Raw genomic sequence first — 22,699 nt, 5'->3', positions numbered from 1 at the left:
GGAAAATAGGCCGTCTGAAATTTTCAGACGGCCTGGGAGTGGATGGTGAAGCGGGCAATATCGGTCATAAATGATGGTATGGCTGTGTGTTGGAGGAAGACGGAAGACTCGGTGTTGTAGGTAAAAGGAGAAAGTTTTTTGATGTTGTGAAGAATCAGGCCGTCTGAAAATTTTCAGACGGCCTCTAAACTTAAGGGAAGGTAAAGGGTGGTATAGACGATAAACGGATGCTTGCGGGCTTGGGGTGCAGGCTGCGGATGATGGGGTGCCCGTTCGCAACAAAACAAAAAGTTTATCGGTAATAAAAAATCCCCTGCGGTATGCAGGGGATGGGTGGAATCAGCGCAACTCCATATGCAGGCGGTTCAGCCAAGACGAAGCGTCATTGCCTTTGTAAGCACTGCCGTCTTTGTTTAACAGATGCAGGCGCATGCCGTTTTGTACCGGCTCGGCGTAAACAATCATTTCTTGCGGAGCAGCCGCTGCGTTTTCCTTGGCTTTGCCGAACCAGCGTTTCAGCAGGCCGGGTTTGGTGTTGGTTACCGATTCGCTTTCCTGTGGTGCGATTTGAACCAGGAATGCATGGCGTTCGGTGTTTTGACCCAATACGGTCAGGCCGATGCGGTCCAGTGCCAAGGCAGTACGGCGCCAGTTGCGCTCATAATCACCGCTGACTAAAACGGTATGGTTTTCCAGTTTGGCCAATTCGTTGGCACTGTTTTTACTGCTTAGGCTGTTACCGACGGCTTTTTCGGCTTGTTTGGCGTCAACGCCCAAATATTGCATGAAGCGCGCCAAGAATGCGGCTTCGAGATTGGGATCGTTCGGACGAGGCTGCCACATGGTGGTGTCTTTGTTTTTATCGGCATAAATTTCTTTCATGCCTTTATGGGCAAAGAATACGTCAGTCGAACCGTTTTTGCCTTGTTCGATACGGATGATGAACTTATCGCGTTCGCTGGTTGAGTAAATACCGCCGAGACCGACTTTTTCAAACAGGCTTCTCAAGCCGTCTTGAGGGATTTTTGCACGGTTTTGCGCCCATTCGGTTTCCATTTGGCCGATGGCGGGTTCTTCGGATTTGATGTCGAAGCCGCTTTCCTGCCAGAAGGCTTTGAGCAGCGGCCATAATTCGGCAGGTTGTTTGCCTTCGACTACCAACCAGCGTTGGCTGCCGTCGCGCTCCAGATGCACGCCTTTAACGTTTTTTAAGACGGCTTGGTCGGCAGGTTTCTGTACTTTAGGTGTGCGCATAATGTCGCTGGCGCGGACTGCTCCGTTGCCTGCCGGCACTTGGTAGAGATTGCCCTGATTGGGATTGGTTAAGTCCGGCGGTACTTCCAAGTTGACGATTTTACGGTTTTGGGTTTGGTAATCCAGTTTGGGTTGCTCGCTTTTTCCGGTCGAGCAGGCAGCCAAACCTACGGCAGCCAGGGTTAATACGATTGGATGGATACGTTTCATTTTGATTTCCTGTATTAAATCAGATTGGCTGCGGCCAATGCTTGGCGTACTTGGGCTTGGCCGTTTTCTGACAATTCGATGATGGGAAGGCGTACATGCGCGTCGCATTGGTCCAAGACCGATAGTGCCCATTTCGGTGCGGCAGGGCTGGGTTCGCAAAACATGACGTCGTAAACGGGAATCAGGGCTTTATTGAGTTCGCGTGCTTTAGCAAGGTCGCCGGCCAAAGCGGCGCGGCACATATCGGCAAACAGTTTGGGCGCAACATTGGCGGCAACGGTAATCACGCCGTGTCCGCCGCACAGCATAAATGCGAGGCCTGTGGGATCGTCGCCGGAGTACACGGCAAATCCTTCGGGTGCGCGGTTGATCAGGTCGATTTCGCGTCCGATGTCGCCGCTGGCTTCTTTAACGCCGACGATATTGGGAATTTCGGCTAACCGCAGAATGGTGTCGTTGCTCATGTTAACCACGGTACGTCCCGGTACGTTGTAGATGATCATCGGGATGGTGGTGGCTTCGGCAATCGCTTTGAAATGCCGGTAGATACCTTCTTGGGAGGGTTTGTTGTAGTAGGGTACGACTGACAGCGTGTAGTCTGCGCCCAAGGCTTCGGCAGCTTTGGAAAGCTCGATGGCTTCGCGGGTGTTGTTGGCACCGGTACCGGCGATAAGGGGTACGCGTTTGCCGACGTATTTTACTGCTGCTTCGATAACGGCGAGATGTTCTTCAACCGATAAGGTGGCGCTTTCGCCTGTGGTGCCGACTGCTACGATGCCGTCGGTTCCGTTTTCGATATGCCAGTCGATGAGGTTTTTGAGTTGTCCGTAGTTTACGCTGCCGTCTTGATGCATAGGCGTAACGAGTGCAACTAAGCTGCCTTGTAACATGATAAAACCTTTATATTCTCTCGAAACATCTAAATGATTGCGATTGTAGCTTACTTTATCCGCTGTGTGAAATGGTGATTGTTTTTCAGACGGCCTTTGTTTTTAAAAGTTGTAATGGAAATATTATGGAAATATTAAAGTGTTTGGGGAAATTGAGGGGTTCGGTTAAATTGTATACAATCCGGGTTTACAAATTTTAGCTTTTTGTTGGTATTTAATATTAAAAGGATTTAAGAATATGGCAACTCCTGTCCGTAAAACCGGCGATATGCCTGATTTGGTCTACCGTTTGGAGGATAAACCTCCTTTTGTTAATGCGTTGTTGAGTGCGGTAACGCATTTGTTGGCGATTTTTGTGCCGATGATTACGCCTGCGCTGATTGTGGGCGGTGCATTGAAGCTGCCTGCGGAAATGACGGCTTATCTGGTTTCGATGGCAATGGTGGCATCGGGTATCGGGACGTATCTGCAAGTCAACCGCTTCGGACCGGTGGGTTCGGGGATGTTGTCTATCCAGTCGGTAAACTTTTCTTTTGTCGGCGTGATGATTGCTTTGGGCGCAGGCATGAAAGAGCATGGTATGGACGAGCATGCGATGTTGTCGGCGCTGATGGGTATCGGGTTTGTCGGTGCGTTTTTGGTGGCAGGTTCGGCTTGGTTGCTGCCTTATTTGAAAAAAGTGATTACGCCGACAGTGAGCGGTGTGGTGGTGATGATGATCGGTTTGAGTCTGATCGGTGTGGCGATTACGGAATTCGGCGGCGGTTTTGCGGCATTGGGCAACGGTTCGTTCGGTTCTTGGCAGAATATCGGTTTGGCGGCTTTTGTGTTGGCTGTGGTGCTGTTTTTCAATACTCTGAAAAATCCGTTGCTGCGTATGAGCGGGATTGCAGTCGGTATGGTGTCGGGTTATGTGGTGGCGCTGTTTTTGGGTATGGTGGATTTTTCGGTTTTGGAAAATCTGCCGGTGATGACGATGCCGGTTCCGTTTAAATACGGTTTTGATTTTCAGTTTGTTCCTTTTTTGGTGGCCGGTTTGGTTTATCTGCTGAGTATTTTCGAGGCGGTGGGTGATTTGACGGCAACGGCAATGGTGTCGGGCGAACCTTATGAAGGTGATGAATTTCAGAAACGCTTGCGTGGCGGTGTGTTTGCCGACGGTTTGGTGTCGGTGATTGCGACGGCTTTGGGATCGCTGCCGTTGACGACTTTTGCACAAAATAACGGTGTGATTCAGATGACGGGCGTGGCTTCTCGTCATGTAGGTAAATATATTGCGGTGATTTTGGTGTTGTTGGGTTTGTTTCCTGTGGTAGGGCGTGCATTTACCACGATTCCGAGTCCGGTACTGGGCGGTGCGATGGTGCTGATGTTCGGTATGATTACGGTGGCCGGTGTGCGCATTATGATGACCAACGGTATTAACCGCCGTGAAACGATTATTGCTGCGACCGCGATTGGTTTGGGTTTGGGAGTGAGTTTCAAGCCTGAAGTGTTTGCTTTGCTGCCTTTGAAAGAGTTGTTCCAAAATCCGATCTGTATGGGTGGTGTGGCTGCGCTGGTGATGAATCTGATTATGCCTGCCGACCATAGTGAAAAGGTTTATTTGAGTGATGATTTGGATATTTAAGTGTTAAAACGGAAGAGGCCGTCTGAAAATTTCAGACGGCCTCTTTTTATGCTTGTGAAGAGAGGTTAGGGTATCTGTTATTTGTTACGGCTGAATACCATTTTGGTTGCTTGCCATGCGATGCAGACTGCACCGCCGATGAAGACTAAGTCTGCTGCAGTGCGGATCCAGCGCAGGGTATCCAAAATTTCAATCTGCATAAATTCTTCGCTGCGGGCATACCATAAACCGTGAGTGATGCTGGCGTAAGTTTGGATAATGCCGACAGGCAGCAAGCTCATGACAATCATGCCAGCCAAGCCGCCGTTGAGCAGCCAAAATGCCCAAGTCATCAGTTTTTCGTCAAATTGGGCTTGTGGTTTCAGGTATCCGGCCACCAGCAGAACGAAGCCCAGTGCCAAGAAACCGTATACGCCGAACAAGGCTGCGTGTGCGTGTACCGCGGTGGTGTTCAAACCTTGGATGTAGAACAGGGAAATCGGCGGGTTGATCATGAAGCCGAATACGCCGGCACCAACCATGTTCCAGAATGCAACGGCTACGAAGCACATCAGCGGCCAGCGTAGACGTTTCGCCCAAGGTGCGGCATTTTGGTAAGACCAGTGTTCGTAAGCTTCACGGCCGAGCAGGATCAGCGGTACAACTTCCAGTGCAGAGAAACAAGCACCGATGGCCATAGCTGCAGAGGTCGTACCTGTAAAGTACAGGTGGTGCAGCGTGCCGGGTACGCCGCCCAACATAAAGATGGCAGCAGAAGCAAGGGTTGCGGCGGTTGCCGTTGTACGGCGGATAAAGCCCATGTTGTAGAAGATGAAGGCAAAGGAAGCGGTGGCAAATACTTCGAAGAAGCCTTCTACCCACAGGTGTACCACCCACCAGCGCCAGTATTCCATTACGGCAATCGGCGAATGTTCGCCGTAGAACAGACCGGGAGCATAGAATACGCCGACACCGACCATAGAAGCCACAAAGATGGCCAACAGGTTTTTATCCGTTCCTTTTTCTTTAAATGCGTTGACGGTGCAGCGCAACATCAGGAACAGCCACAACAACAGACCTACCATCAGCAGAATCTGCCAGAAACGGCCTAAGTCCAGATATTCGTAGCCTTGATGGCCGAACCAGAAATTCAGATGGCTCGGGATGGCGTGAGACAAGGCCAGGAAGTTACCGCCGTAAGAGCCGACAACTACGATAAACAAGGCGATGTAGAGGAAGTTCACGCCGGCACGTTGGAATTTCGGATCTTTTCCGCCGTTGACAATCGGGGCGAGGAACAAACCGGCAGTCAGGAAACCGGTGGCAATCCAGAAGATGGCAGATTGGATGTGCCATGTACGCACCAAGGCATACGGGAACCAGTCGGAAATATTGATGCCGTAGAAATGCTGGCCTTCAACCGTGTAGTGTGCAGTTACGCCGCCCAGCAGAACTTGTGCGACAAACAGCGCCACAGTTAAGAAGACATATTTACCCAAAGCTTTTTGCGAAGGCGTGAGCTGGAATTTGGACAGCGGATCTTCGGTAGGCGCTTGGACTTCTTCATGTTTGGTCAAGAAAGAGTAGCCCCACATCAGCAAACCGATACCTGCCAGCAACAGCACGATACTTGTAAACGACCAAACATAGTTTTCCGTTGTCGGAACATTGTTAATCAAAGGTTCGTGCGGCCAGTTGTTGGTATAGGTAAAGGTTTCGCCCGGACGGTTGGCAGAAGCCGACCATGCGGTCCAAAAGAAGAAATTGGTTAATTTCTTGCGTGCTTCTTCACTTGGCAAGGTATTGTTTTTCATTGCGAAGTGTTCGCGTGTGGTTACCATGGAAGGATCGTCGCCGTACAGGGTAATGTAGTAGGGGGCAACGGCTTCGATGGCTTTGACGCGTGTGTCGCTCAACAATACCGTGCCGTCGTCGCGGACGCGGCCTTTTTCACGGTACTCGTCTGACAAACGTGCTTTTAACACGGCTTGTTGCTCATGATTCAGCTCATCAAACTTTTTGCCGTGCTCTTGTTGGGCGGTGATGTCCAACCAAGCCACCAATTCGCGGTGCAGCCAATCGGCCGTCCAGTCCGGTGCCTGATACGCACCGTGTCCGAGAATAGAGCCGACTTCCATACCGCCTGTGGTTTGCCAAGCCGTTTGACCGGCAAGGATGTCGTCTTTACTGATAAAGGTTTCTCCGGAAGAGGTAACGAACTTTTCCGGATAGGGCGGTGCTTTTTTATAAACTTCGCTACCCATATAGCCCAGGATAGTGAAGGTGGTCAGCAGCACAGCCAGAAGCATGAACCACAGCTTTTTATACTGTCCCATTTTGAACTCCTTTAGGAAGTGAGAATGTGTCTTAAAAAATTCATAAAATATGAATGTTAAGAATTGTAGCACGGTAAAAATAAAATGGGTATATTAATTTTTGTGTGTATTTGATAACGGTTTTTATTTTTAAATTGCAATAAACTGGGGTTTTTACTCTGTATTTAACGATTTTATATTAATAAACCATTTTTTATTTTATGATTAGGTATGATTTAGAGTGTTTTTGTTCTTTTAAGATTCATATTTTATGAATTTATTGATTTAGGTCAAAGAATGTATGTACCTCTTAAAAGATAATGAATCCAACGAAAATGTGAAATCGGCCGGAATTGCCGGCTTACAGTAAAAAAGGGAACAACCATGAAACGCCATACTTTAGCTGCATTGATTACCTCTATATTTGCTCTGGCTGCCTGCGGACAACAGGCAGCGGAAAAAGCGGCTGATACGCCTGCTCCTGCTGCTAGCGAGCAAACAGCTGCTACACAAGAAACACAAGGCGAGCTGCCTGTTGTCGATGCGGTTATGACGCACGCTCCGGAAGCGCCTCCTCCTATCGACCGCGACTATCCTGCCAAAGTAGTTGTGAAGATGGAAGTGGTAGAAAAAGTCATGAAAATGGCTGACGGCGTGGACTATAAATATTGGACGTTCGGCGGACAAGTTCCGGGTCAGATGATCCGTGTACGCGAAGGCGACCAAGTTGAAGTGCAATTCTCCAACCGTGCTGACTCGACTGTTCCGCACAACGTGGACTTCCATGCGGTAACCGGCCCGGGTGGCGGTGCTGAAGCAACCTTTACGGCTCCGGGTCACACTTCTACGTTCAGCTTTAAAGCGTTGCAGCCGGGTCTGTACATCTATCACTGCGCGACTGCACCTGTGGGTATGCACATTGCCAACGGTATGTACGGTTTGATCTTGGTTGAGCCTAAAGAAGGTTTGCCGAAAGTGGATAAAGAATTCTACGTGGTTCAAGGTGACTTCTATACCAAAGGCAAATACGGCGAGCCGGGCTTGCAACCGTTTGATATGGAAAAAGCCATTAAAGAACAGCCTGATTATGTGGTATTTAACGGTCACGTAGGTGCGATTGCCGGTGACAACGCCCTGAAAGCCAAAGTAGGCGAAACCGTGCGTATGTTTGTCGGTAACGGCGGCCCGAACTTGGTATCGTCTTTCCACGTTATCGGCGAAATCTTCGACAAGGTTTATGTTGAAGGCGGTAAACTGATTAACGAAAATATCCAAACTACGTTGATTCCTGCCGGTGGTGCTGCAATTGTAGACTTCAAGCTGGATGTTCCGGGTAGTTTTACTTTGGTTGACCACTCTATCTTCCGTGCGTTTAACAAAGGTGCGTTGGGTCAGTTGAAAGTGGAAGGCCCGGAGAATAAAGAAATTTACTCCGGTAAGATCAGCGATACGATTTACCAACCTGAAGGTGGTGCAATCCAAACCGTTCCGTTGACGGAAGAAGAAAAAGCCAAAGTAGAAGCCGGTCCTGCTAAAGCGGCAAGCAAAGACGATCAAATCAAATTAGGTAAAACTGTTTACGATTCCAACTGCTTGGCTTGTCACGGTGCAGAAGGTAAGGGTGTGGAAGGTGCATTCCCTCCGCTGGCGCAATCCGACTATCTGCTGAAAGACCCGAAACGCGGTATTCATGCAATCTTGAAAGGTGTGAGCGGCAAGATTACGGTTAACGGTAAAGAATACAACAGCGTAATGCCTTCAATCGCCCTGAACGATGAAGATACTGCCAATGTTCTGACTTACATTCTGAACAGCTTCGGCAACAACGGCGGTCAGATTACCGCAGCAGACGTTGCCAAAGAACGCGGTAAATAATCGGAGAGGCCGTCTGAAAAAAGCAGTGTGGTTTTCAGACGGCCTTAAATATCAACCAAGCATAATAATTTTTTCAGATGGCCTCTCGGGCACACATAATCAGCCTTGATAAAGGCCGTCTGAAAAAACGCAGGAGGATACAGATGAAAGCGAAAAAGCAGTTGGCCTTATTGCTGGCGTTGCCTTGCTGTATAGCGGCGGCATCCGACATGGCTGCAATCAGTGGCGGTTTGTACCGTCCTCTGTATCTGAAAAAAGATACGCCGATGATTTCGGTTAAGCCTTACAAACTCGACAAACTGCCGGTAACCAATGCCGATTTTGCCGAATTTGTAAGCAAAAATCCGCAATGGCAGCGTGGGGCGGTCAAAACCCGTCAGGCCGAGCAAGGCTATCTGCGCCATTGGGTGAAAGAAGGTAAAGGCTTTGCGCCGAAAGCCGCGGATTTGAAAAAACCGGTAACCAATGTTTCCTGGTTTGCCGCCAATGCTTACTGTTCGGCACAGGGCAAACGCCTGCCGACCATCGACGAATGGGAATTTGCCGGACAGGCTTCGGCAACGCAGAAAAACGGTACTGCCGAAAAAGGCTATAACCGCGCTATTTTGGACTGGTATGCAGAAGGCAGCAGCCGGGGTCTGCGGAATGTGGCGCAAGGGAGTGCCAACTATTGGGGCATTCACGATATGCACGGTTTGATTTGGGAGTGGACTGAAGATTTTAACAGCAGCCTGCTAACTTCCAACGATACCGGCAACAATATGTTTTGCAGTGGTGCGGCAACAGGTTCGGCCGATCCGAGTGATTATGCAGCGTTTATGCGCTATGGCATCCGAACCAGCCTTCAGGCCAGATTTGTCCTGAATAATTTGGGCTTCCGCTGTGCCAAATAATATTTGTTTCAGTTTCCTCTGAGGTTGTCTACTTAGAACAAAGCAGCTTGGGCGATACTTTACAGTATCGCCGTTTTTTTTCTGCCGTGCTGTTTTGATTGCGAGTAAAAACAAGCGTATAATCGGCTCGTTAATATATTATAAAAACCGCCCCGAATAGGGCGGTTTGCCGTTTGGAAAGCTTTTATGCACACACCTCCCTCATCACTCAGCGATAAACAGATGGCGGTTTTGCTTGCCATGCTGGTGGCGATTATGCCGTTTTCTGTGGACACTTATCTGCCTGCAATTCCTTCTATGTCGGCCGCGTTAAATGCCGATATCCACCGGATCGAGCAGAGTTTGAGTACGTTTCTGTTCGGTGTGGCTTTCGGGCAGATTGTCGGCGGTTCGATTTCCGATTTGAAAGGGCGGCGGATTGTCGGTTTGACCGGCTTGGCGGTTTATATAGCCGCCGTAATCGGTTTGACTTTGATTCAGACGGCCGAACAGCTGCTGTTTCTGCGTTTGGTGCAGGCCTTTGGCGGCGGAATGACGGTGGTGATTGTCGGTGCGACCGTACGCGATTATTACGAAGGCCGTAAAGCGGCGCAGATGTTTGCCCTCATCGGTATCATTATGATGGTTGCGCCTTTGATCGGGCCGGTGGTCGGGGCGGCTTTGCAGAGTTTGGGCGGTTGGCGTTCGATTTTTGTGTTTTTGGCGGTTTATGGCGCGGCGGTTTGGATTTTGCTGTTCCGTTTTTTGGCCAAGCCGGTGCAGACGGATAAAATCGACAGCCGTATTTTCCGCAATGTCGGTGAGCGTTATTACCGTGTTTTGACTACCAAACCGGCATTGGGTTATCTGTTTTTCCAAGCATTCAGTTTTTCTTCGATGTTTGCTTTTATTACCGAATCTTCGTTCGTTTATATGGAACTGTACGGCGTGTCGGCGCATACCTATGCTTGGATATTCGGCTTGAATATCGTGATGATGGCGCTGTTTAACCGCATTACGGCTTGGCGTTTGAAAACCGGCAGCGATGCTCAGGATATTTTGAAGTGGGGCGTCGGCGTACAGTTGGCGGCCAATATGCTGATGTATGCGTCGGTATTGATTTGGCAGCTTCCGCCGCTGGCTTTGCTGGTGGCATGCGTGATGACTTCGGTGGGGACGCAGGGTTTGGTAACCGCAAACACACAGGCGTGTTTTATGATGTATTTCCGACGCGAGGGCGGCAGTGCCAATGCGGTGTTGGGCGTATGCCAGTCGGTTATCGGCGCATCTGTGGGGATGTTGACGACTTGGTTGCACAACGGTACGGCAAATGTGATGTCGGGCATGATGTTGGCCTCGACGGTGAGCGGCATTATTTTGCTGTTGTTCTTTTCGGGTAAAACATGGAATAGCCATAAAAACGGATCTGTTCCGCAATAGTGTCTGAGGCCGCCTGAAAAAACGGCAGATTATGCCGAAGAAGCCTTGAGGCCGTCTGAAAACGTGATTTCAGACGGCCTCAATAATGTTAAAATCCATACCGTTATATCCGGATGAAATGAGAATAAAGGAAAACTATGTCTGCCGATGATAAGTTGCTGCCGCACCGTCGTGCGATTGATGAAATTGACGCCCAGATTCTGCAGCTGTTAAACCAACGCGCCGGGCACGCGCGTGCGATCGGGGAATTGAAGGGAACCGGCGTGGTATACCGTCCCGAGCGCGAAGCGGCAGTGTTGCAGCGTATCCAGAATTTGAACCAAGGGCCGCTGCCCGACGAATCGGTTGCCAGACTGTTCCGCGAAATCATGAGCGAATGTTTGGCGGTGGAGCGCCCGCTCACCATTGCTTATCTCGGCCCGCAAGGCACGTTTACACAGCAGGCGGCCATCAAGCATTTCGGCCATGCCGCCCATACGCTGGCCTGCACGACCATAGACGAATGTTTCCGTATGGTGGAAGCGCGTCAAGCCGATTATGTGGTGGCGCCGGTTGAAAACTCGACCGAAGGCTCGGTCGGCAGAACGCTGGATTTGTTGTCGGTATCGCCGTTGAAAGCCTGCGGCGAAGTGGTGTTGCGTATCCATCATCATTTATTGTCCAAACAGGCGGCAGACAAAAACAGTATCGGCAAAGTATATGCCCATGCACAGGCATTGGCGCAATGTCATGAGTGGTTGAACCGCCATTTGCCCGATGCGGTGCGTATTTCCGTTTCCAGCAATGCCGAAGCCGCACGTTTGGCGGCGGAAGCGCAAGACGGCTCGGTTGCCGCCATCGCAGGGCAAACCGCTGCGGAAATCTACGGCTTGATCAAGTTGGCCGACAATATCGAAGACGAACCGAACAATACCACGCGCTTTTTGGTGTTGGGGCATCAGGAAACCGCCAGCACCAGCCGCGACAAAACGTCTTTGGTCGTATCCACGCCCAACAAAGCCGGTGCCATGAACGCGCTGCTGAAACCGTTTACCGAACAGGGTATTTCCATGACCAAATTCGAAAGCCGACCGAGCAAATCCGGCCTGTGGGACTATCTGTTTTTTATCGACATCGAAGGCCATGCCGAGGACGCAAAAGTTCAGACGGCCTTACAAGAGTTGGGCGAGCGCGCTTCTTTTGTGAAAATCATCGGCTCTTATCCGAACGCCGTACTTTAACCATTGGTGGAACTCGAAACAGTAAGAATAGTTAAATATGAAAAACATAGCGGTTTATTGCGGTTCCAATTTGGGAAACACACGGGCGTATTTCGAAGCGGCTCAAGACTTGGGCGGCGTATTGGCTGAAAGGGGCAGCCGTTTGGTGTACGGCGGTGGAAAAATCGGTCTGATGGGAACGGTTGCCGATGCGGTATTGGCCGGCGGCGGCGAAGTGGTCGGCGTGATTCCGACTTTTTTACGCGAGAAAGAAGTGGCGCACCGAGGGTTGACCGAGCTGGTTGAAATGCCGGATATGTCGAGCCGCCGCAATAAAATGATCGAGCTGGCGGATGCATTTATCGCCATGCCCGGCGGTTTGGGAACGTATGAAGAGCTGTTTGAAGTATTGTCGTCGGCGCAGCTGAGGCTGCATAGCAAGCCTGTCGGTATTTTGAATATCGGCGGTTTTTTCGATCCTTTGCTGGCGATGATGAAGCAGACGGTTGAAGCAGGCTTTATGCCGTCTGAAAATTTGAATTTGCTGTGCGAGGCCGACGATCCGCGCGCATTGCTCGAGCGCATGGCGGCATACCGTTTTATCGATGTGCCGAAATGGAACAAACCTGCTTGGTTGTTGGCAGAAGAGAAAGAGGCCGTCTGAAACATGAATCGACACGGTTGCGCCATTTTAGGCATGGGTTATTTGGGTAGGCCGTTGGCGGAGAAGCTGTTTGAAAGCGGCCGCGAGGTGGCGGCGGTGAAACGCAACATCACTTCGGACGACGTGAATCTGCCGATACGGCTGGATGCGGTCGATTTGAATCAAAGCGGCCAATTTCAGACGGCCTGTTTGAACCATTGGGCAGACAAGCCGGTTTGGATCTGTTTGCTGCCGCCGTCTGCCGTTGCGGATTATCTAAGCGTATTGACAGAATGGATAACCGCAGCCAAACAGTGCGGCGTGGCGCATATCGTATACGGCAGCAGCATAGGCGTGTATGGCGGTGAAGCGCGCATTTGCGATGAACGCAGTCCGTTGAATCCGCAAACTGCATCTTCGCAAAAAGTCGCCGCCGCCGAGCAGCTGTTTTTAAACAGCGGCATGGCCAATATCGATATTTTGCGTTTGGGCGGATTGTATTCCGCAGAGCGGCACCCTTTAAACAGTCTGCTTAAGCGGCAGCAAAACGGCGGCGCGCACCAGCCGGTTAATGTTTTACATCAAGGCCGTGCCGTTGCCGCACTGTATCAGGCCGTAAACGGACCAAACGGCATCCGTATCCGCAATATCGTTGAAGCGCAACATCCGCCCAAACACGAATTTTACCGTGCCGAAGCCTTAAAGCTGGGCTTGCCGGAGGCAGACTTCGATATGGCTGATGTCCGAGGCGGCAAAGTGGTTCAGACGGCCTTCGACGATTTTTTGAATGTTTTGGCATGATGCTTTTGCGGCGTCATCAGGAAAGAAAACTATGTCAGCAATGCTTCCGCTGTTAAACCATGTGATACAGCAAAACACCGAGATTCAGGCCGATTTGGCTGAGTTTGCAGGCAGAAGCCTGCAGCTGGAAGCGTCGGGCCTGCGCGTTAAAGGCGTGTTTGACCGGCAAGGTTTTTTGCAGGATTTCGACGGGCAGGCGGAAACGGAAATCGTGTTCCGTCCGTCTGCCGTGCAGAAAATCTTAAGCGGACAAAAGCCCGGTGTCGGTGATGTCGCCGTTAACGGCGATACCGCATTGGGCATGGCCGTGCTGCCGTTGGTCGGACAGCTGCGTTATTACGCCAACGATGATTTGAGCCGTCTGTTCGGCGATGCCGTAGCCGGCAGCGTATCGTCACGTGCGGAGCGGTTGGGGCAGACGTTGAAACAAATCGGCCGGGGTTTGGCCGGGCAGCTCGGCAGTTTCGCCCAAGAGCCGGAATCGCCCGTCGTCGGCAAAGAAACTTTCGAGAGTTGGCGCAACGGCGTCGAACAGCTTCGCGATGATGTTGCCCGATTGGAAGCGCGTTTGAATAAACTGGAACGCCGCAATCAATTCATAACTCAACATACAGCAGTCAATTGCGGTGTTTGTGAACGGGAATAAATATAAAAAAGGCCGTCTGAAAATTCAGACGGCCTTTTGCTTTCAGGCGGTTATGCCAAAACAGATTTCACGGTGTTTACCACATTATCGACAGTAAAGCCGAAATGTTCGAACAGCTGCTCGGCCGGAGCAGATTCGCCGAAGCGGTTCAGGCCGATCACTTTGCCGTTTAAGCCTACATATTTATACCAACCGTCGGATACACCGGCTTCCACCGCCACTTTGGGCAGAGACGCAGGCAAGACGGCAGCTTGGTAGGCGGCATCTTGCCGGTCGAATACGTTGGTGGAAGGCATGGAAACGACGTTTACGGCAATGCCTTGTTCGGCCAATGCTTTTTGCGCGTTCAAAGCCAGCTCGACTTCGGAACCGGTGGCAATCACCACGGCTTGGGCTTGGCCGTTTTCGGCTTCACTGATGACATAGCCGCCGCGTTTGATGTTATCCAACTGGGCTTGGTTGCGCGGGATAAAAGGCAGGTTTTGGCGGCTGAAAATCAGACAGCTCGGATGGTCGGCGGCTTTGGCGGCTTCCGCCCATGCCACCAGTGATTCGGCGGTGTCGCAAGGACGCCATACGTCCATATTCGGAATCAGGCGCAGGGTGGCGGTTTGTTCGATGGGTTGGTGCGTCGGGCCGTCTTCGCCGAGGCCGATGGAGTCGTGGGTAAACACGAAAATCGGGTTGATTTTCATCAATGAAGCCATGCGCAGGGCGTTGCGGGCGTATTCGCTGAACATCAGGAAGGTGGCGCCGAAGGGTTTTACGCCGCCGTGCAGGGTCATGCCGTTCATGACGGCGGCCATGCCGAATTCGCGCACACCGTAATGGATATAGTTGCCGCCGCTGTTTTTGCTGACGGCTTTGCTGTTTGACCAATCCGTCAGATTCGACGGGGTCAGGTCGGCAGAACCGCCGACAAATTCGGGCAAGACTTTGGCGAGAATTTCAATGCTGTTTTGGCTGGCTTTGCGGGTGGCGATTTTTTCGGCTTTACCGCACACTTCTTTTAAGGCCGTCTGAACATAGGCATCGAAGTTTTCCGGCAGTTTGTTGTCCATGCGGCGCACGAACTCGGCGGCTTCGGCGGGGAATTTTTCCTGATAGCGGGCGAATTTCTCGTTCCATTCGGCTTCGAGTTTTGCGCCTTTTTCTTTGGCGTTCCACGCGTCGTAAATGTCTTGCGGGATTTCAAACGGGCCGTGGTTCCAGCCCAAATGTTTGCGGGTGGCTTCGATTTCTTCGGCTCCCAACGGTGCGCCGTGGGTTTTGTGGCTGCCTTCTTTGGTGGCCGCGCCTTTGCCGATCAGGGTTTTGCAGCAGATGATGGAAGGTTTGCCGGTTTCGGCTTTGGCTGCTTCGATGGCCGTCTGAATGGCGGCGGTGTCGTGGCCGTTTACGTTCGGCACCACATGCCAGCCGTAGCTTTCGAAGCGTTGCGGGATGTTTTCGGTAAACCAGCCGTCGACTTTGCCGTCGATGGAGATATTGTTGTCGTCGTAGAGCACGATCAGTTTGCCCAAGCCCAAAGTGCCGGCCAGCGAGCAGGCTTCGTGCGATACGCCTTCCATCAGGCAGCCGTCGCCCATGAATACGTAGGTGTGGTGGTCGACGATATCAAGGCCGTCTTTATTGAATTCGGCGGCGAGGATTTTTTCGGCCAACGCCATGCCGACTGCGTTGGCAATGCCTTGCCCCAACGGGCCGGTGGTGGTTTCCACGCCGTCGGTGTAGCCGTATTCGGGGTGGCCGGGGGTTTTGCTGTGGAATTGGCGGAAGTTTTTCAGATCTTCAATGGAGACGTTGTAGCCTGTCAGGTGCAGCAGGCTGTAAATCAGCATGGAAGCGTGACCGTTGGAAAGAATGAAGCGGTCGCGGTTGTAGAATTTCGGGTTGGCCGGATTGTGGTTCAGAAAACTGCGCCACAATACTTCTGCCATGTCCGCCATGCCCATCGGTGCGCCGGGGTGGCCGGAATTGGCTTTTTGTACTGCGTCTGCGGAGAGGAAACGGATAGCGTTTGCCAGTTGGGAAGCCATGTTGCAATGCCTTTTTGGTTGGGTTGTGAAATAGGTTGGAATTATCCGTTTTTTCAGACGGCCTTTCAAGGGCAGGGGCGGAAACGGCTTTGTGTCCGTCAGGGGTATGGTTGGTATGTGCAATCGTTTACAATTCCTGTTTCGGGTGAGGCCGTCTGAAAAAAGACAGCCGTTTTTCAGACGGCCTTTATCCTGCCCGGATTCAGTCAACATGATTAAAGAATATGGTGTTATGTCGATAAGCGAACAAACAGGCGGATTGGGTATGCGGCAACGTGTCGGGTTGCAGGAAAAGCTGCGGCGCGAATGGGCGGAGATGCGCGTTTTAACCGAATTGTCGGAAATTACGCCTTATGAATGCGATGCGTTGGCGGCGTTTACCCGGTTGCCGCTGGCAGTGGTATTGCCGGAAACGGAAGCGCAGGTGCAAACGGTATTGAAAACCTGTATGCGTTTGGGTGTGCCGGTGGTGGCGCGCGGTGCGGGTACAGGTTTGACCGGCAGCGCCATGCCCACGCCGGACGGTATCGTACTGGCGATGAGCCGTTTCAATCGGATTTTGAATATCGACAAACAGGCGCGTACGGCGACGGTTCAGCCGGGGGTGCGCAATTTGGCAGTTTCCGAAGCCGCCGCGCCGCACGGTTTGTTTTACGCGCCTGATCCTTCGAGCCAGCTGGCTTGCAGTATCGGCGGCAACGTGGCGCAAAATTCAGGCGGCCTGCATTGTTTGAAATACGGACTAACTACGCATAATGTGTTGAAAATCCGGGCGGTAACGATTGACGGCAGTATATTGGAATTGGGCGGAGAGGCGTATGACGCGCCGGGTTTGGAATTGCTGCCGCTGTTTATCGGCAGCGAAGGCATGTTTGCGGTGGTTACCGAAGTGGTGCTGAAGCTTGTGCCCCTGCCGGAAACGGCCAAAGTGATTCAGGTCAGCTTCGACGATATGGGCAAGGCCGGCCATGCGGTGGCAGACGTGATTGCCGCCGGGATTATTCCGGCAGGCTTGGAAATGATGGACGGTGCGGCTACGCGTGCGGTGGACGATTATCTGAATGCCGGTTTCGACCGCAAAGCCGAAGCAGTGCTGCTGTGCGAATCAGACGGCATGGCGGAAGAAGTGGAAGCCGAAGTGGCGGAAATGCAGGCGATTTTCCGCCGCAGCGGTGCAATCGATATGAAAGTGTCGCGCAACGAAATCGAGCGGACGGCGATTTGGGCCGGGCGCAAAGCGGTGTTTCCGGCAACGGCGCGGCTGGCTCCCGATTCTTACTGTATGGACGGCACGATTCCGCGCCGTAAAATCAGCGCGATGTTGGCATTTACCGCCGGTTTGTCGCAGAAATACGGTTTGCAGTGCATCAACGTATTTCATGCGGGCGACGGCAATATGCATCCGCTGATTCTGTTTGACAACCAAAAAGGCGAATGGCCGGCGGCCGAAGCGTTCGGGGCGGATATTTTGGAAGAATGTGTCCGCTTGGGCGGCACGATTACGGGCGAACACGGGGTCGGCTTGGAAAAAATCAACGGCATGTGTACTCAGTTTTCCGAAGCCGAACGCGAAATTTTCTGGGGCGTGAAAGCCGCATTTGATCCGCCGAAACTGCTGAATCGGGATAAAGTGTTGCCGACCAAAGTGCGCTGCGCCGAATACCGGCAGGTGCGCGGCGGCAGCGTGGCGGAGCGTTTTCCGCATTTGGAAAGGTTTTAATATTTTCAGACGGCCTTTGCGGGTATGGAGGCCGTCTGAAAAAGTGCCCTTGTAATGGAAAGAATATGGAAGCTGGTTTATTGCGTTTTCAGGAGCAGATTCATCATGCCGCTGCGTACGGTTTGCCGTTGTCGGTTCGCGGCGGCGGTACGAAAGATTTTTACGGCGAGCCGTTTGGCGCGGAACAGGCCGATGTGCTGGATACGCGCGGATATGCCGGTATCGTTGCCTACGATGCCGACGAGTTGGTGCTGACTGCCAAAGCGGGTACGCCGTTGGCGGAAATCGAAGCGGCGTTGGCTGAGCGCAGGCAGATGTTGCCGTTCGAGCCGCCGCATTTCGGCGAAGGTGCGACTTTGGGCGGTGCGGTTGCCGCCGGTTTGGCAGGGCCGCGGCGCGCGCATGCCGGTGCGGTAAAAGATTTCGTTATCGGTGTGCAGCTGCTGGACGGGCAGGGGCGTTTGCTGAATTTCGGCGGCCGAGTGGTGAAAAACGTGGCCGGTTTCGACGTGCACAAACTGATGGCCGGTTCTTTGGGGACATTGGGCTTGATGACGGAAATTTCCGTATCACTGCGTCCGCAAGCGGCGGCGGAAGCCACGTTGCAGTTTGAATGTAGTGCGGCGGAAGCGCGCCGTATGTTAAACGGTTGGATGGGCAAGCCGCTGCCGTTGACGGGCAGTTTTTGGGCGAACGGTGCGCTGTTTGTGCGGCTTGGCGGTTCGGCGGCGGGTGTGCGTGCCGCTGTGGCGCAGTTGGGCGGAGTGGTATTGTCCGAACCGTCGGCTTCGGGTGTATGGACGGCGGTGCGCGAACAATGGCTGCCGGTGTTCCGTCCTGCCGAAGGCAAACGCTTGTGGCGTGTTTCCGTACCGGACACCGCGCCCGAACTGGCGTTGGACGGTTCGTATTGTATGGAGTGGGGCGGCGGTTTGCGCTGGTATCAGACCGATGAACCGGCCAAAGTCGTCCGGACTGCTGCGTTGAATGCAGGCGGTCATGCCACGCTGTTTCGCGGAGGGCTGGGAGACGGTGAAACGGTGTTTACGCCGGTATCGCCGGCCGTTGCCGCCGTACAGCAGCGGTTGAAGCAGACTTTCGATCCGCAAGGGATATTTAACCCGAACCGCCGTTATTTTCAGACGGCCTGAGGCAACAGGCCGTGCAGACGATTCATCTGTTGAAATAAATATTTAAGATAAACCGAGATAATAAAAGGCCGTCTGAAAAATGTGCGCTTTTTTCAGACGGCCCCGATAAAACACAAACCATTATGCAAACCAAATTAGCCGATTTTATCAACAACACGCCTGCCGGAGCGGTGGCAGACGAAATCCTGCGCCGCTGTGTGCATTGCGGTATGTGTACCGCCACTTGTCCGACTTACCAGCTTACGGGCGACGAACTCGACAGCCCGCGCGGCCGCATTTATCAAATCAAACAGGTTTTGGAAGGTGCGCCGGCCACCGAATCGATACAGAAACACCTCGACCGCTGCCTAACTTGCCGTGCATGCGAAACCACTTGCCCGGCCAAAGTCGAATACGGCAAATTGGTGGAAATCGGCAGATTGGAAGTGGAGCGGCAAATCGGGCGCAAACCGCTTGAAGCGGCAAAGCGTTGGGCCTTGCGCCGTTTGATCAATACGCCGTCGGTGTTCAAACCGGCTTACCGTTTGGGTCAGGCCGTCCGTCCTGTTTTGCCGGTTTCGTGGCGGCAGAAAATCATGCCCAAGCAGAAGGCCGGTTGCATTCCTGCCAAGCGGCACGGGCGTCAGGTCATTATGCCGGCGGGCTGCGTACAGCCTAGTTTGTCGCCCAATATCGATGCGGCGACCGTGCGCGTGTTGGACAAGCTCGGTATCCGTGCCGTTTTTCCCGAAGGCGGAGGCTGTTGCGGTGCGGTCAACCTGCATTTGAATGCCGAACACGATGCTTTGGACAATATGCGCCGCAATATCGACGCGTGGCTGCCTTTGTTGGAGCAGGGTGCGGAGGCGGTGCTAATCAACGCTTCCGGCTGCGGCAGCACGGTAAAGGAATACGGCTATCATTTAAGAAACGATCCGCAATATGCGGCAAAAGCGGCGGCGGTTTCGGCGTCGGCAAAAGACATTGTGGAAGTCATACGCGCAGAAGTTGAAAACATTAAGCTGAGGCCGTTTGAATTTCAAACGCTTGCCTACCATCCGCCTTGCTCGCTGCAACACGGCCAAAAACTCAAAGGCAGCGTAGAAAGCCTGTTTGCAGAGTTGGGCATTAACTTAATGCTGCCGGCCGATGCCCATTTGTGTTGCGGCTCTGCCGGAACGTATGCGTTTTTCCAGCCCGAATTGTCGGCGCATTTGGGTCAAGCCAAACGGCAAAACCTGGCAGCCTTGCAACCCGACATGATTTTGACGGCCAATATCGGCTGCATTACCCAATTGGCGGAAAACGGCGGCATACCGGTGCGGCATTGGATCGAATATTTGGACGGATTGGTGTCGGCAGGGGAATAAGCAATCGGGTAAGCCGGTTTCCGGTTGGATGATAAAAATTTCAGACGGCCTTTTTGAAGTTTAATCGGCTGAAATTTAAGATTTATTCGCCATGTAATGTGAATATGGAAATGAGGTCCAAAGCATGAGGCCGTCTGAAAAAATTTCGTGTAGTCGGGTGAAACCGATTGAACGGAAAACATTTTCAGACGGCCTGTTTGATTGAAAATCGCTTTAAACGCTATGGATTATTCTTGAAAATAGTGGTATGTTTGAGTCAGACTTTGTTAACAATATCCAGCAAAGTAAACATCAGAATAAAATATTCCAGGAGAATTTTGTCATGGCATACAACTACACAACTGCAGCCGGTTTGCAAGTCGACAACCATCTGTTTCATTTTGTTGAAAAACTTTTGGCCGACCATCCGAATGTCAAAGCAGATGAGTTTTGGCAGGGCTTTACCGAATTGGTGCAAAAATTCGCACCGCGCAACCGTGCCTTGTTGGAGAAGCGTGACCAAATCCAATTAAAAATCGACGAGTGGCATAAAAACAATGCCGGTGCCGATTTTGAAACCTACAAAGCATTTTTGAAAGACTTAGGCTATCTGGTTGATGTGCCTGAAGAATTCAAAATTTCTACCCAAAACGTCGACCGCGAGCTTTCCGAGCAGGCCGGCCCCCAACTGGTGGTGCCGATCAACAACGCCCGCTACGCTCTGAACGCCGCCAACGCCCGCTGGGGCAGCCTGTATGACGCGCTTTACGGTACCGATGCCGTTGACCAAAGCGGCGACTTGGCACCCGGCAAAGGCTATAACCCCAAACGCGGCGATGCCGTGATTGCGTTTGCACGCGAATTTTTAAACAACAGCATTCCTTTGGCCAAAGGCAGCCACAAAGATGTATTGGCTTATTCTGTAGCCGAAGGCCGTCTGAAAGCCAAATTGAAAGACGGCAGCGAAAGCGGCCTGGCATCTCCCGAATTATTTGTCGGCTATAACGGCAGCGCCGAAGCACCGACTTCCTTATTGTTCCTGCACAACGGTTTACATTTCGATATCTTAATCGACAAAAACAGCCCCATCGGCAGCCAAGACCCGGCAGGCGTGAAAGACATCATCTTAGAAGCCGCCTTGAGCACCATCATGGACTGCGAAGACTCCGTAGCCGCCGTCGACGGCGAAGACAAAGCATTGGTATATGCCAACTGGCTCGGTCTGATGACCGGCACGCTCACCGAAGAAGTGGAAAAAGGCGGTAAAACCTTCACCCGCAAACTCAATGCCGACCGCGAATACACCAAACCCGACGGCAGCGGCCAATTCAAACTGCCCGGCCGTTCGCTGCTGTTTATCCGTAACGTCGGCCACCTGATGACCACGCCCGCCGTGCTCGATTCAGACGGCAACGAAATCCCCGAAGGCATTCTCGACGGCGTGATGACCGCCTTAATCGCCCCGTTTGACCTCAACCGCAGCGAAAACAAAAACAGCCGTTCCGGTTCCGTCTATATCGTGAAACCGAAAATGCACGGCCCCGAAGAAGTTGCGTTTGCCAACGAACTGTTTGCCGCGTTTGAAGACTTAACCAAACTGCCGCGCAACACCCTGAAAATGGGTATTATGGACGAAGAGCGCCGCACCTCCGCCAACCTCGCCTCCTGTATCCAAGCCGCCAAAGACCGCGTCGTGTTCATCAACACCGGCTTCCTCGACCGCACCGGCGATGAAATGCACACCTCCATGCACGGCGGCGCGTTTATCCGCAAGGGCGACATGAAAGCCAGCAAGTGGATCAACGCTTACGAGCTGAACAACGTCCAAACCGGCCTGCAATGCGGCTTGCGCGGCAAAGCCCAAATCGGCAAAGGCATGTGGGCGATGCCCGATCTGATGGCAGAAATGCTCAAGCAGAAAATCGGCCACCCCAAATCAGGGGCCACCACCGCTTGGGTGCCGTCGCCCACCGCCGCCACCCTGCACGCCATGCATTATCACCAAGTGAACGTGTTTGACGTACAAGAAAGCCTGTTGGCACAACCCGCCAAAAACTACACCGACGACCTGCTCACCATTCCGTTCGCCGCCGAACGCAACTGGTCTGCCGCCGACATCCAGCAAGAATTGGACAACAACTGCCAAGGCATTCTCGGCTATGTGGTGCGTTGGGTAGAACAAGGCGTAGGCTGCTCGAAAGTTCCCGACATCCACAACGTCGGCCTGATGGAAGACCGCGCCACCCTGCGCATTTCCAGCCAACACATCGCCAACTGGCTGCTGCACGGCGTAGTCAGCGAAGCGCAAGTACGCGAAACGCTGGAACGCATGGCCGGCGTGGTGGACAAACAAAACGAAGGCGATGCCGCATACACGCCGATGGTCGGCCGTTTCGACTCCTCCCCCGCCTTCCTCGCCGCCTGCGATTTGGTGTTTAAAGGCACGGAACAGCCGAACGGCTATACCGAACCGCTGCTGCACCACTGGAGACGTGTAGCTAAAGGTAATTAATTGTTTTTTATTGAATAAAATAAATCAAGGCCGTCTGAAATTTTCAGACGGCCTTTTTTAAATTGAGAAAAAGTTTTGGAATGGTTAAATAAAGTTAATAATAGTTAGTATGCAGCCATTTGTCATGTATACCTTCCGTTTGGCCTAATAAAAAAAATTATGATTTGAACATATTTAAAATGCAAATGCGGGCTA

16 protein-coding genes are annotated in these 22,699 nt (G+C 52.2%); 12 read left to right on the top strand and 4 right to left on the bottom strand.

Annotated elements, in window-relative coordinates:
• Nucleotides 1-339 precede the first annotated feature (339 nt).
• Together bamC and dapA are read right to left on the bottom strand one after the other, a co-directional pair.
• On the bottom strand, nt 340-1,464 hold the full coding sequence (gene bamC, locus EL309_RS03020) for an outer membrane protein assembly factor BamC (protein ID WP_004282833.1): 1,125 nt from the start codon (nt 1,462-1,464) through the stop codon (nt 340-342).
• 14 nt (nt 1,465-1,478) lie between these two features.
• The gene (gene dapA, locus EL309_RS03015; protein WP_004282834.1) at nt 1,479-2,354 is read right to left on the bottom strand and encodes a 4-hydroxy-tetrahydrodipicolinate synthase; all 876 of its coding nucleotides are present in this window, start codon (nt 2,352-2,354) and stop codon (nt 1,479-1,481) included.
• 238 nt (nt 2,355-2,592) lie between these two features.
• Between dapA and EL309_RS03010 the strand changes: the two genes are divergently transcribed.
• On the top strand, nt 2,593-3,984 hold the full coding sequence (locus tag EL309_RS03010; RefSeq protein ID WP_004282836.1) for a nucleobase:cation symporter-2 family protein: 1,392 nt from the start codon (nt 2,593-2,595) through the stop codon (nt 3,982-3,984).
• A 77-nt stretch (nt 3,985-4,061) separates the two neighbouring features.
• Here EL309_RS03010 and EL309_RS03005 read toward each other — a convergent pair whose 3' ends face one another.
• Entirely contained in the window at nt 4,062-6,299 is a 2,238-nt protein-coding gene (locus tag EL309_RS03005; protein WP_004282837.1) for a nitric-oxide reductase large subunit, read from the bottom strand.
• Nucleotides 6,300-6,662: 363 nt separating this feature from the next.
• Between EL309_RS03005 and nirK the strand changes: the two genes are divergently transcribed.
• The 7 genes from nirK to EL309_RS02970 all read left to right on the top strand — a co-directional run bounded on the left by nirK (nt 6,663) and on the right by EL309_RS02970 (nt 13,754).
• Nucleotides 6,663-8,153 carry a copper-containing nitrite reductase gene (gene nirK / locus EL309_RS03000; RefSeq protein WP_004282838.1) on the top strand — a complete coding sequence of 497 codons (1,491 nt, stop codon included), beginning with the start codon at nt 6,663-6,665 and terminating at the stop codon, nt 8,151-8,153.
• Between the two features lie 143 nt (nt 8,154-8,296).
• On the top strand, nt 8,297-9,046 hold the full coding sequence (locus EL309_RS02995; RefSeq protein ID WP_004282839.1) for a formylglycine-generating enzyme family protein: 750 nt from the start codon (nt 8,297-8,299) through the stop codon (nt 9,044-9,046).
• Between the two features lie 186 nt (nt 9,047-9,232).
• On the top strand, nt 9,233-10,465 hold the full coding sequence (locus tag EL309_RS02990; protein WP_231987901.1) for a multidrug effflux MFS transporter: 1,233 nt from the start codon (nt 9,233-9,235) through the stop codon (nt 10,463-10,465).
• A gap of 137 nt (nt 10,466-10,602) precedes the next feature.
• The gene (gene pheA, locus EL309_RS02985; protein ID WP_004282841.1) at nt 10,603-11,685 is read left to right on the top strand and encodes a prephenate dehydratase; all 1,083 of its coding nucleotides are present in this window, start codon (nt 10,603-10,605) and stop codon (nt 11,683-11,685) included.
• A 37-nt stretch (nt 11,686-11,722) separates the two neighbouring features.
• Nucleotides 11,723-12,328, top strand: a complete 606-nt coding sequence (locus EL309_RS02980) for an LOG family protein (protein ID WP_004282842.1) — start codon at nt 11,723-11,725, stop codon at nt 12,326-12,328.
• A gap of 3 nt (nt 12,329-12,331) precedes the next feature.
• Nucleotides 12,332-13,108 (top strand): NAD-dependent epimerase/dehydratase family protein, encoded by a 777-nt coding sequence (locus EL309_RS02975; RefSeq protein ID WP_372512980.1) that lies wholly within the window; start codon nt 12,332-12,334, stop codon nt 13,106-13,108.
• Between the two features lie 31 nt (nt 13,109-13,139).
• The gene (locus EL309_RS02970; protein WP_050793663.1) at nt 13,140-13,754 is read left to right on the top strand and encodes a ubiquinone biosynthesis accessory factor UbiJ; all 615 of its coding nucleotides are present in this window, start codon (nt 13,140-13,142) and stop codon (nt 13,752-13,754) included.
• Nucleotides 13,755-13,804: 50 nt separating this feature from the next.
• Here EL309_RS02970 and tkt read toward each other — a convergent pair whose 3' ends face one another.
• On the bottom strand, nt 13,805-15,793 hold the full coding sequence (gene tkt, locus EL309_RS02965; RefSeq protein WP_040669502.1) for a transketolase: 1,989 nt from the start codon (nt 15,791-15,793) through the stop codon (nt 13,805-13,807).
• 211 nt (nt 15,794-16,004) lie between these two features.
• On the opposite strand from tkt, the gene EL309_RS02960 reads away from it, so the two are divergent.
• The 4 genes from EL309_RS02960 to EL309_RS02945 all read left to right on the top strand — a co-directional run bounded on the left by EL309_RS02960 (nt 16,005) and on the right by EL309_RS02945 (nt 22,504).
• Nucleotides 16,005-17,513 carry an FAD-linked oxidase C-terminal domain-containing protein gene (locus EL309_RS02960; RefSeq protein ID WP_004282847.1) on the top strand — a complete coding sequence of 503 codons (1,509 nt, stop codon included), beginning with the start codon at nt 16,005-16,007 and terminating at the stop codon, nt 17,511-17,513.
• A gap of 65 nt (nt 17,514-17,578) precedes the next feature.
• Nucleotides 17,579-18,664, top strand: coding sequence for a glycolate oxidase subunit GlcE (gene glcE / locus EL309_RS02955; protein WP_004282848.1), 1,086 nt, complete (start codon nt 17,579-17,581; stop codon nt 18,662-18,664).
• 122 nt (nt 18,665-18,786) lie between these two features.
• On the top strand, nt 18,787-20,013 hold the full coding sequence (glcF, locus tag EL309_RS02950; protein WP_004282849.1) for a glycolate oxidase subunit GlcF: 1,227 nt from the start codon (nt 18,787-18,789) through the stop codon (nt 20,011-20,013).
• Nucleotides 20,014-20,335: 322 nt separating this feature from the next.
• Nucleotides 20,336-22,504 (top strand): malate synthase G, encoded by a 2,169-nt coding sequence (locus EL309_RS02945; RefSeq protein ID WP_004282850.1) that lies wholly within the window; start codon nt 20,336-20,338, stop codon nt 22,502-22,504.
• Nucleotides 22,505-22,699 lie beyond the last annotated feature (195 nt).

Origin of the sequence: Neisseria weaveri, assembly GCF_900638685.1 — a bacterium.
Lineage (GTDB): Bacteria > Pseudomonadota > Gammaproteobacteria > Burkholderiales > Neisseriaceae > Neisseria > Neisseria weaveri.
This window is presented reverse-complemented; position numbering and strand designations above follow the sequence as displayed.

Coding starts and splice junctions, on each gene's coding strand:
- bamC (WP_004282833.1), bottom strand. CDS start 1,464: ATGAAACGTATCCATCCAATCGTATTAACCCTGGCTGCCGTAGGTTTG.
- dapA (WP_004282834.1), bottom strand. CDS start 2,354: ATGTTACAAGGCAGCTTAGTTGCACTCGTTACGCCTATGCATCAAGAC.
- EL309_RS03010 (WP_004282836.1), top strand. CDS start 2,593: ATGGCAACTCCTGTCCGTAAAACCGGCGATATGCCTGATTTGGTCTAC.
- EL309_RS03005 (WP_004282837.1), bottom strand. CDS start 6,299: ATGGGACAGTATAAAAAGCTGTGGTTCATGCTTCTGGCTGTGCTGCTG.
- nirK (WP_004282838.1), top strand. CDS start 6,663: ATGAAACGCCATACTTTAGCTGCATTGATTACCTCTATATTTGCTCTG.
- EL309_RS02995 (WP_004282839.1), top strand. CDS start 8,297: ATGAAAGCGAAAAAGCAGTTGGCCTTATTGCTGGCGTTGCCTTGCTGT.
- EL309_RS02990 (WP_231987901.1), top strand. CDS start 9,233: ATGCACACACCTCCCTCATCACTCAGCGATAAACAGATGGCGGTTTTG.
- pheA (WP_004282841.1), top strand. CDS start 10,603: ATGTCTGCCGATGATAAGTTGCTGCCGCACCGTCGTGCGATTGATGAA.
- EL309_RS02980 (WP_004282842.1), top strand. CDS start 11,723: ATGAAAAACATAGCGGTTTATTGCGGTTCCAATTTGGGAAACACACGG.
- EL309_RS02975 (WP_372512980.1), top strand. CDS start 12,332: ATGAATCGACACGGTTGCGCCATTTTAGGCATGGGTTATTTGGGTAGG.
- EL309_RS02970 (WP_050793663.1), top strand. CDS start 13,140: ATGTCAGCAATGCTTCCGCTGTTAAACCATGTGATACAGCAAAACACC.
- tkt (WP_040669502.1), bottom strand. CDS start 15,793: ATGGCTTCCCAACTGGCAAACGCTATCCGTTTCCTCTCCGCAGACGCA.
- EL309_RS02960 (WP_004282847.1), top strand. CDS start 16,005: ATGATTAAAGAATATGGTGTTATGTCGATAAGCGAACAAACAGGCGGA.
- glcE (WP_004282848.1), top strand. CDS start 17,579: ATGGAAGCTGGTTTATTGCGTTTTCAGGAGCAGATTCATCATGCCGCT.
- glcF (WP_004282849.1), top strand. CDS start 18,787: ATGCAAACCAAATTAGCCGATTTTATCAACAACACGCCTGCCGGAGCG.
- EL309_RS02945 (WP_004282850.1), top strand. CDS start 20,336: ATGGCATACAACTACACAACTGCAGCCGGTTTGCAAGTCGACAACCAT.